This window comes from Streptomyces amakusaensis (assembly GCF_039532665.1).
Taxonomy (GTDB): Bacteria; Actinomycetota; Actinomycetes; order Streptomycetales; family Streptomycetaceae; genus Streptomyces; species Streptomyces amakusaensis.
This window is the reverse complement of sequence record NZ_BAAASB010000089.1, coordinates 1-734: the sequence shown is the minus strand read 5'-3', so window position 1 is coordinate 734 and position 734 is coordinate 1. Positions and strand designations below refer to the sequence as shown.

At 69.6% G+C, this 734-nt stretch carries 1 protein-coding gene; it reads right to left on the bottom strand.

Features of this window, described 5'->3' with window-relative positions; all coding sequences use genetic code 11:
* Window positions 1-734 (bottom strand): ABC transporter ATP-binding protein (locus tag ABD371_RS35755; protein ID WP_344486966.1); only part of this gene is annotated, 734 nt, incomplete at both ends.

The following is a 734-nucleotide window of genomic DNA, read 5'->3' as shown; positions in this document are numbered from 1 at the left end:
GCGGCGAAGCGGTAGGCGGCCGGGTCGGTGAAGCGGAGCCGGACGTGCCCGCCCGGGATCAGGCGCTTCAGCTCCTCGGCGGTCCCTTCGGCCGCGATCCTGCCGTCGTTGAGCACGGCGATACGGTCGGCCAGCTCGTCCGCCTCCTCCAGATACTGGGTGGTGAGGAAGACGGTCACCCCGCCGGCGACCAGCTCGCGGATGATCCCCCACATGTTGTGCCGGGAACGCGGGTCCAGACCGGTGGTCGGCTCGTCGAGGAAGATGATCCGCGGACCGCCGACCAGCGTCATCGCGATGTCCAGCCGGCGCTTCATCCCCCCGGAATAGGACGACGCGGGCCTCTTCGCCGCCTCCACCAGATCGAAACGCTCCAGGAGTTCGGCCGCCACCCGCCTCCCCTCACGCCGGGGAAGGTGATGCAGATCCGCCATGAGCAGCATGTTCTCCTCACCCGTGATCAGACCGTCCACCGCCGAGAACTGACCCGTGACACCGATCGCGGCACGCACCGCCTGCGGATCGGCGGCCAGGTCGTGACCGCCCACACGGATCTCACCGCTGCCCCGACCGGCGGAGACCAGGGTCGAGAGGATCTTCACGACAGTGGTCTTGCCCGCCCCGTTCGGGCCGAGCAGCGCGAAGACCGAACCCTCGGGGACGGCCAGATCGACGCCGTCGAGCACGGTCCTCTCCCCGTACGACTTGCGCAGACCGAGAGCGGAGACCGCGGC